The following is a 1,130-nucleotide window of genomic DNA, read 5'->3' as shown; positions in this document are numbered from 1 at the left end:
GGTTACCCACGCGTTACTCACCCGTCCGCCGCTCTTTACCGAAGTAAATCGCTCGACTTGCATGTGTTAGGCACGCCGCCAGCGTTCATCCTGAGCCAGGATCAAACTCTCAAATAAAAGTTGATGGGCTCAGATACTGTTATATATCTGGCTTTGTTTGGTTGTTTCGAATAATTCTTTATAAGAATTAATTTTATAAATTAACCTACTGTTTAATTTTCAAAGTTCATTTTCTCGACTTACTTATCTTACCAGGTTATTACCCCTCGGTCAAGACTTTCTTTCGTTTTATTTTTCGTCCGTATCTCTCGGACAAGTAATACTTTACCATCATCTTTTCTATTAGTCAATACTTTTTTAAATATTTTTTTATATTTAATTTGAAATAAATAATTTGTTGAAATATTATCAACAATATTAACAACCTTATCCACTTGGAATAGGTAGATCATCGATTTTTTATCCACATTATTAACTTATTTATTAACATATAAAAAGTCTATTAAATTTTTTTAAGTTACTTAAACTTTCATGATTTTAACCTCAATTTAAGTAACTTATAATTATAATAAATATAGTAATATATTTATTAATGTATATAATTTGAGCTCTTTGTTTTTCTTAATTAATATTTATGCACAGCTTTATAAATATTTTTAAGCATAAAAATAAACCACCTAAATATGGATGGTTTACTTTTATGTTTTTAGTCTTTGTCTTTTAAATTTATAATCTTTCTCATAAAAAAAGATTACGTGGCTATGTCTTACTCTCCCAGGAGGTTGCCCCCCAAGTACCATCAGCGCTAAAGAGCTTAACTTCTGTGTTCGGAATGGGAACAGGTGTATCCTCTTTGCTATAATAACCACATAATCTTATTTGGAGCGGGTGAAGGGGATCGAACCCTCACAGCCGGCTTGGAAGGCCGGAACTCTACCATTGAGCTACACCCGCATATATGAAGTTAATACTCTAAAAACTGCATATCATTTATGATTTAATCATTTAAATTTGGTCAAGTCCTCGACCTATTAGTATCGGTAAGCTACATACATTACTGCACTTCCACCTCCGACCTATCAACCAGGTAGTCTTCCTGGGGTCTTACCCTTACGGTGGGAAATCTTATC

1 tRNA gene and 3 rRNA genes are annotated in these 1,130 nt (G+C 33.1%); all 4 read right to left on the bottom strand.

The window, feature by feature from the left end:
• Positions 1-117 (bottom strand): 16S ribosomal RNA (locus H8923_RS17005); the annotation flags it as partial.
• Between the two features lie 636 nt (positions 118-753).
• Positions 754-870 (bottom strand): 5S ribosomal RNA (gene rrf / locus H8923_RS17000).
• A gap of 10 nt (positions 871-880) precedes the next feature.
• Positions 881-954: transfer RNA gene (locus H8923_RS16995), tRNA-Gly, on the bottom strand.
• 57 nt (positions 955-1,011) lie between these two features.
• Positions 1,012-1,130: ribosomal RNA gene (locus H8923_RS16990) — 23S ribosomal RNA — on the bottom strand; the annotation flags it as partial.

Origin of the sequence: Romboutsia faecis (genome assembly GCF_014323405.1) — a bacterium.
Lineage (GTDB): Bacteria > Bacillota > Clostridia > Peptostreptococcales > Peptostreptococcaceae > Romboutsia_E > Romboutsia_E faecis.
The sequence above is the reverse complement of the archived record's forward strand: the minus strand, read 5'-3'. Positions and strand labels throughout refer to the sequence as shown.